Below are 6,787 nucleotides of genomic sequence, written 5' to 3'. Positions count from 1 at the left end.
GTTGGGCCAATCCCAGCCTGATTTGTCCATTGCGGTCTCTCCGGTATCACGTCAAGCAGATAACGCCTGCCAGGCGCTCTGCCGCCATGCACAATTGATATCCCAGCATCATCGTGCCGAATAGCGACGCTTGCACGGCGACAATCAAGGTGAGACTCGTATTGCCTCATTGGAGAATGGTCCTCAACGAACGTAAGCGCCGTCTCCGCCCCATTGGTTTGGCTGTATTTTGAGGCTTGCTGGGTGTGCGAGAAGGTTTCCAGGACTATCTGGAGATTTGCATGGCAGATGATGGATTTGTTGGGCGCTACGAAGCTGTCGAGCCGCGCCGCGGAAACCGGCGTTGGCCCGATGATGCGAAGGCGCGGATTGTCGCGGAAAGCCTTGAGCCTGGTGTTCATGTTGTTGATGTCGCGCGCCGTCATGACGTTGTTCCGCACCAGCTTTCCTTCTGCAGCCGGCAAGCGCGCGAGGGCATTCTGGCACTGCCTTGAGGCTATGCCGGACCCGGCGGAGAGCGGCGATGCCGAACCTTCATTTGTGGCTTTGACGATTACAGCGGAGCCGAGCGATGCTGTGAGTGTTGCGGCGGTCTTGACGATGAAGATCGGCCCGGACGTTGTTAAGCAGGTTCGCGGTGACGTGCCGGTTGAACGTGTGGCGGCCCTGGTGCGAGCGATGCGAGGGACGGCATGATCGTCGCGGGCCAACGACTGCCGATCCTGATTGAAACGCGGCCGGTGGACTTCCGCTGTGGGCATCAGGCGCTGGCTCTGATGGTGCAGACCGAGTTGAAGCTCGACCCATTCCGGGGGTAACGGTGATCTTCCGGTCGAAGCGCGGTGATCGCCTGAAAATCCTGGCGTGGGATGGCACCGTGCTAGGAAGCATCGATAAATTTCTGAATCGAGAAATCGCATTTGGTGGATTCCCATTTTCGTTGTTTGTTTGTAGATAGTGTTGGTGATCGATGTTGCTGCGATAAAGCTGCGTTATGAGGCCCTAAGTCCGATGCTGGACGAGCGGGGTCGAACCGCTCACCGACTATCGCGCCATTGTCGAACTGATCGCCTCGACCGCTGGCCTTACCGTTCGCTGCGAACTCGATGAAAAATTCTACCGACGCCGAAGTGGCCGCGATCAATATCCTCCGCCACACCTTCCACGGCGAATGGAACTATACAATTAGCCCAAGGCCGGAAAAACAGAGTCGTACTTTATCGATGGCCGAGGTTCTGGGCATGGAAGTTGGCACATCGGAAGCCGAGCCGATCTGGACGGAGTTCCTGCGCAGGCTGACCCGCCGAGGATTGCACGGCGTGAAGCTCGTCGTCTCGGATGCACAGGAAGGCGTCAAGGCCGCCGTTGCGCAATGCATTGGCTCATGCTTGGAAGAGCGGGCGTCTCGCGTCGTCTCCGCCTTCCTCGCCAAGGCGTTCGCACAGGATACGGCGGAATCTGCCAGCATGCAGTGGCGCATTGTTGCCGACCAGGTAAGATCAAAGGTACCGAAGCCGCCATTAGGGATGATGCCGAAGAGGATGCGCTCGCCTACATGACTTCCCGAAAGAGCACCGGGCAAAGCTGCACTCGACCAATCCAATCGAGCGCCTCAATGGCGAGATCAAGCGCCGCGCCGAGGTCATCGGCATCTTTCCCAACGACGAAGCCATTGTCCGTCTCGGCGCATTACTGCTCGAACAGAACGATGTGTATGGACCGCTCCCGGTTTGCAAGGCGAAATTGAATATAACGGCAGACACGGTGCTTTTTGGGTCGTGTATCCGGCGTGTCTGTGCGAGCCGTTCGGCCGCAGGGGTTGATGGTATTCGAGGATCGGACCGGAGCCTATCAACGATCGGGAACCTGTCGACGGACTGGCGGTCCTTCGCTCGCTCTGACGATCCGGGCGGCATCCACGGCGCTGAGACCAGGTTCGGCTTCCCTGAGCGCGGCCGCCCAGGCTCTGTTGCTCTGCCCCGGCAGCCGCGGCGTCGCCGACGCAACCGCCTCTCGTAATGCTCTCCGTCCCGCGATATCAGAGTTGTTTGCTCTGACGACCGGGGCAGCATCTGCGGCGCTGCGACCAGGTTCGGCCGCCCTTAACGCGGCCCCCGAGGCTCGGTCGCTCTGCCCCGCGAGCCGCCGCGTCGTCGACGCGAACGCCTCCAGGCTCGCCCGGTCCCCGGCCGACAACTCCCAGAATGTTGTCGGACGCGGTATATCCCGTCTGTGTCCTCTGGCGATTCTGAAGGCACCCTCGTAGCTGAGACCGGGTGCGGCCGCCCTAAGGTCGTTCGCCCAGGCACTGTAGCTCTGCCCCAGCAGCCGCGGCGTCGCCGTCAGCAGCGCGTCCAGTGTATGGTGCAAGACCGCATCTCTCGTCTGACGTCCTGCTGGCCGGCGTATTGGCGCCGTCGTGGTCATGGGATTTCCAGTGAGACTGCTGAAGCCGAGCGCGCGAAGGATGATCTGTGGCTCGCGGGGGATGCGATCGATATCGGTTGTTACGATGCGGCCGTTCGTCTGCTCCAGAAGGTGCCGCGCCGCGTAGCGCGCCGCAGCGCTTTCACGCGTTTCGTCGTCAAGCCCCCTCAATCGCATTATGAGCGGTGCCAAGCGTTGGGGTTCCAGGTCAAGCACCAGTCCTGTCAACGTGGCGTAGGCCAGGGCTGCCATGAGATGACCTTGCTGGATCGGGCTCCTTGCGTCGAGGAGCACGGTCCCCGCCTCCTCCTCGAACAAGGCATCGGCTACCGCTGCCATGATGTCGCTGCGCCGGCTTGTCTCAGGTTCAGCCTCAGGTGCCATCGTACTGTAAGACGCTAACAAGGGTGGCGGAGGTGGTAAAGGTGGTAGAAGCGACAGGTGTTGCAAAACTGCGTCAGCGTAATTTCGCCATTGAGCATTCCCGACATTGGCATGGATGAGGTGGAGTGCATGGACGTCTCCTCTTGAGATTGCTGTTTCGAGCGCCGCATCGGAGATTTCACTTTCGAATGGGACCCGTGCCCGCTCAGACCGGTTCGTTATCGACCGCATTCTTGGCACACTGGAAGAAGCTGAAGATCTCAGCGCTGCGCTTCGATCGTTGCGCAGTGTCTCGATCTCTAGCGGCAGGTCACCGGCTACCAATAGCGGCTCATTAAACTCCTGCCTCCAATCAAAAACCGAGACCGCGGGCGGCGGAGTGAGCCCTCTTAGGGCAGCCAGCCAAGTCATCCACTCCGGATCGAAGTCACCATTGTCTGGATTCATTGTCGCCTTTTCCCTTTTCGTGGGCGGGGCGAAAGCCAATCTGAGTTGCCCCTTTCTGCTCTCTCCGGAGCAACGACGCATCAGTACTGGCGATTCGCGCGCCTCCGTCATGAATATTTGGTATGCAATCATCTCATCGAAGCCGTCATGTCTGGGTGACACCCCAGCCATAGCCAAGCAAACCTGCCGTTGGGAGAAGGCTTTCTCCACAGATGAGGGAATTGCGTCATGTTTCACGGACGGGCACCGCAACGTTGGGCTGGCATCGATCAAAATGTGGGATCTAGCAGCATGACCAGATTTTCCCGTGATCTCTTTATCGTCGCCACCGATTTCCGGCGCAGGTGATTGCCCATGCCGTTTGGCCCTATTGCCGGTTTCTCGCTCAGCCTGCGGATGGCCCAGGATATGCTGGCAGCGCGTGGCGTCATCGTCTCTCTCAGAGCGTGCGGCTTTGGGCTGAGAAATTTAGCAGACACTTTGCCAATGATATTCGGAAGCGATCGGCCTGCAAGCTCGGCGACAAATGGCATCTCGAAGAGGCTGTCAGTAAGCGCAGTTCTGAGGCCACGGCCAAGGGAGGAGCTTAGGCAATGTCGATAAATTTCCGAATCGAGATTTGGCGTTTTGAGGATTCCCAAATCACTTCTTGGTTTGTAGACAAGGATCGATATTGCCGCCATCAAGCTCCGGTATGAAGCCGTCAGTCCGGTTCTGGATGAGCGCGGTCGCCGGCGCTTTGCGGCGGCCGAAGCGCTGGCTGCGGGCTGGGACGGCATTGCTGCGGTGAGCGCGGCGACCGGGATCGCACGCAGCACCATTGGCTACGGACTACGCGAGCTGCGCGGCACGGCAGCGGATTCAGCCCTTGGTGGCATCCGTCGCAAGGGCGCCGGCCGCAATCCTTTGACACAAACCGATCCGACACTTCTCAGAGGCCTGGAACGGCTTGTCGATCCAGCTACGCGGGGCGATCCGATGTCGCCGTTGAAGTGGACATCGAAAAGCCTGCGGAACCTGGCGGCGGCGCTCTGTGGCATGTGCCATCGAGTCGGCCACGACGTGGTGGGGACGCTGCTCAAAGGGCTTGGCTATTCGCTTCAGGCCAATCGCACGACGCTCGAGGGATCCGGATATATCGATTGTGACGCGCAGTTCCGCCACATTGCCGTAACAGTCAAGGACGCCATTGCCGCCGGTCAACCGGCCATCTCGGTGGATACGAAGAAGAAGGAACTGGTCGGCGACTTCAAGAACGGCGGGCGCGAATACCGGCCGGCCGATTCCCCCGAGCCGGTGCGCGTGCACGACTTCATCGATCCCAAGCTCGGGCGTACCGCCCCTTATGGGGTTTACGATATCGCTGACGACAAAGGCTGGGTCAGCGTCGGGGACCACGACACTGTCGCCTTCGCCGTCAACGCCATCCGCCCCTGGTGGATCGGCATGGCCGCGAGCGCGCCAATGCTCATAGCCTGACCATCGCCGCCGATGGCGGCGGTGAGGTGCTCCCCGATTTTGGGCCAGCGGGAGCTGAAATTTTCGGGGTTATGGCTCAGCTCGGCGGGGGTGCCTATGGGAAATCAGAATTCGCAATCCTGACCAGCTGCTTGACTGTCGGAACCCGTCTTCGCCAACGAACCGAGAGCGCGCGCGATGTCTTCGCGGTCGGCCTTTTCAAGCTCGTAGGTCAGACGGAGAACGTCCTGGCTGCCTTTCCGGCTGCTAAACTCCCTCTCCCAGGACCGGACGGCGGCACTGAGATCGGTGACCTCGCGACCGTCCTGGTCGCGCTCTCTCTCTTCCTTGCTTTGATAGGCGAGGACGTTGCGGGCCGAACTCGCGCCGGCACCATAAGACAAGACCTTGACGACGACCGCATTGTTGCCGGCCGCGCGGCTTAACGCCGAGGCAGCGCCCGGATGTTTGATTGAGGGCAAGCCAGATTTCGTAAAGGTCGGCCGCTTCGCCGATCCACCGCCACCACCCCCGCGGCGCCGCAGCTCGTCTTCGATGAGATCGAAATAGCTCGGCAGCCGACGACCTTCCGGTCTAGACGCGGAGCGACTTCTGGACAGGTCGTTCATCGTGGTTCCTGATCAGGTCGGCGATAAAGGTGGACGGCCGGATAAAGGCAGCGTCTCGGATGGCATCAAGTGCGCTCATGACTTCTTCGAGCTGATGCGCGATCGCTTTGGTACTTTCGGCATGCACACTCTCCTCCGAGAGGAACTCCTCGTTCCGGAAGGCGAGATCTCGTAAAAACTGGTGCATGTTTGCCAGCTGCCGGTCGTGCTCCTCGAGCATCACCGGAATGTGCATGATCTCCCTGGTGACAATGAGCTTGGCGACGATGTTGACGGAGACATCGAGCCTGCGGGCAAGGGCGTCGAGGTTGCTTAAGACCTGAGCAGGCAGCCGGAACATGATGGCCGGTTCGCGCATGAACTACAGCCCCCTCGCCTTCAGAGCCTCGATAATCAGCCGGTGCGTCGCCGAAGAAAGCTGCTCGTGGCGTTCCAGTGAAACCCTGAAGATCTTCGTCAGCACATCATCATCGAGATACAGCGAGATCCGCTTGCGTTTCGTGGCGTCCCCTGCCGCTGTGGTTCCCTTGGCGGCCAATCGCTCACGGCGTCGATTTTTGTCCGGAGTGCGGACTTCCGGTGATGTGACGCCAGGCGAGACGCTCTCACCCTGCCCTTCAAAAGCCTCATCGGGCATCAGCGTTTCAAGGTCGATATTGGTCGGCATATAGGAGGTGGCAGTTTCCTCCACCTCCTTCGCCTGATCCTCTCTCGATCGGGCAAGGGCTAGAATGTTGCCGGCCGGTGTTCTCTCTCCCGCCATCTCTCTAAGCCGCCTCCGCCTGCAGGAGGCCGATGAATTCGTTGTTGATCTTCTTGACGAGATCGATCGCATCGAGCACGCTCTCGCAAGCCCGACGCTTGGCCGATGGAGCCAAGGTCGGATTATTCTCGATGCTGGCGAGCTTGGAGTAGAGCGAGCCGAAGCCGGCCCCCACATCGCTGAAATGATTGCTCTTGCGGATGACGGTCTCCACCATCGGAATCCTGCCGCTGGTCAGGATCGCGTGAACTTCCGGAAGCGACCGATTGTGTTTGAGAGCGATCATGTCGACATAATTCAAGATCGCCGCGTAAGGGATCGGTCCGATCGTGTCCCAGCAGGTGGTGTAGGTGGCGAGAGGTAGCAAAGCCGAGCGCCCGCGCGCTTCTCGTTGCGCTGTAGCGGGTGATCGGCTTTGCGGGCGGCCATCAGTGTTTTCCGATAGGGTCGGGTTGTTCAAGACACAACCTGACGGAAAGATCACTAATGGCCAATGACATGATGAACGTGCGGTCGCTTGTTGAGAAGAGCGCCGATGCAGATTTGTTGCGCGAGATGATCGGCTTTGCCGCCGGGCGGCTGATGGAGCTGGAGGTCGGATCAGCTGCCGGTGCTGAGTTCGGCGAAAAGAATCCACTGCGGCTTGCTCAACGCAACGGCTACCGTGACCGCGATTGGG

The 6,787-nt window shown here is 59.9% G+C and carries 7 protein-coding genes and 4 pseudogenes; 6 read left to right on the top strand and 5 right to left on the bottom strand.

Translation table 11 applies throughout. The features are described from left to right. The first annotated feature begins 281 nt into the window (after positions 1 to 281). The 3 genes and pseudogenes from HJB91_RS30215 to HJB91_RS30210 form a co-directional block, all read left to right on the top strand. A pseudogene (locus HJB91_RS30215) lies at positions 282 to 696 on the top strand (transposase). Continuing rightward, entirely contained in the window at positions 693 to 818 is a 126-nt protein-coding gene (locus tag HJB91_RS31040; RefSeq protein ID WP_259670000.1) for a hypothetical protein, read from the top strand. Before HJB91_RS30215 ends, HJB91_RS31040 begins: the two are co-directional and overlap by 4 nt. Positions 819 to 1,229: 411 nt before the next feature. Then, positions 1,230 to 1,710, top strand: a pseudogene (locus tag HJB91_RS30210) (transposase); the annotation flags it as partial. Positions 1,711 to 1,851: 141 nt separating this feature from the next. On the opposite strand, the gene HJB91_RS30205 reads toward HJB91_RS30210, so the two are convergent. Continuing rightward, positions 1,852 to 2,619, bottom strand: a complete 768-nt coding sequence (locus tag HJB91_RS30205; RefSeq protein WP_221156923.1) for a hypothetical protein — start codon at positions 2,617 to 2,619, stop codon at positions 1,852 to 1,854. A gap of 930 nt (positions 2,620 to 3,549) precedes the next feature. Between HJB91_RS30205 and HJB91_RS31030 the strand changes: the two are divergent. Further along, a pseudogene (locus tag HJB91_RS31030) lies at positions 3,550 to 3,806 on the top strand (IS6 family transposase); the annotation flags it as partial. 118 nt (positions 3,807 to 3,924) lie between these two features. Then, positions 3,925 to 4,760, top strand: a pseudogene (locus tag HJB91_RS30195) (ISAzo13 family transposase); the annotation flags it as partial. 81 nt (positions 4,761 to 4,841) lie between these two features. Here HJB91_RS30195 and HJB91_RS30190 read toward each other — a convergent pair. The 4 genes from HJB91_RS30190 to HJB91_RS30175 all read right to left on the bottom strand — a co-directional run bounded on the left by HJB91_RS30190 (position 4,842) and on the right by HJB91_RS30175 (position 6,475). After that, positions 4,842 to 5,345: a hypothetical protein gene (locus HJB91_RS30190; protein ID WP_259670001.1), complete on the bottom strand. Its 504-nt coding sequence runs from the start codon at positions 5,343 to 5,345 to the stop codon at positions 4,842 to 4,844. Continuing rightward, positions 5,311 to 5,703 (bottom strand): hypothetical protein, encoded by a 393-nt coding sequence (locus HJB91_RS30185; RefSeq protein WP_221156916.1) that lies wholly within the window; start codon positions 5,701 to 5,703, stop codon positions 5,311 to 5,313. The genes HJB91_RS30190 and HJB91_RS30185 overlap by 35 nt, the downstream gene beginning before the upstream one ends. Positions 5,704 to 5,706: 3 nt before the next feature. Continuing rightward, positions 5,707 to 6,012 (bottom strand): hypothetical protein, encoded by a 306-nt coding sequence (locus tag HJB91_RS30180; protein ID WP_259669999.1) that lies wholly within the window; start codon positions 6,010 to 6,012, stop codon positions 5,707 to 5,709. 100 nt (positions 6,013 to 6,112) lie between these two features. Next, complete coding sequence (locus tag HJB91_RS30175; RefSeq protein ID WP_259669998.1) at positions 6,113 to 6,475, bottom strand: hypothetical protein; 363 nt, start codon at positions 6,473 to 6,475, stop codon at positions 6,113 to 6,115. A 119-nt stretch (positions 6,476 to 6,594) separates the two neighbouring features. On the opposite strand from HJB91_RS30175, the gene HJB91_RS30170 reads away from it, so the two are divergent. Beyond that, positions 6,595 to 6,787 (top strand): transposase (locus tag HJB91_RS30170; RefSeq protein ID WP_221156912.1); only part of this gene is annotated, 193 nt, incomplete at its 3' end.

The organism is Rhizobium sp. NLR10b, assembly GCF_019685435.1.
Lineage (GTDB): Bacteria > Pseudomonadota > Alphaproteobacteria > Rhizobiales > Rhizobiaceae > Rhizobium.
The sequence above is the reverse complement of the archived record's forward strand: the minus strand, read 5'-3'. Positions and strand labels throughout refer to the sequence as shown.

Bases quoted from the DNA above. Each gene is read 5' to 3' on its own strand.
- HJB91_RS30180 (WP_259669999.1), bottom strand. From the start codon at position 6,012: ATGCCGACCAATATCGACCTTGAAACGCTGATGCCCGATGAGGCTTTT.
- HJB91_RS30190 (WP_259670001.1), bottom strand. From the start codon at position 5,345: ATGAACGACCTGTCCAGAAGTCGCTCCGCGTCTAGACCGGAAGGTCGT.
- HJB91_RS30185 (WP_221156916.1), bottom strand. From the start codon at position 5,703: ATGCGCGAACCGGCCATCATGTTCCGGCTGCCTGCTCAGGTCTTAAGC.
- HJB91_RS31040 (WP_259670000.1), top strand. From the start codon at position 693: ATGATCGTCGCGGGCCAACGACTGCCGATCCTGATTGAAACGCGGCCG.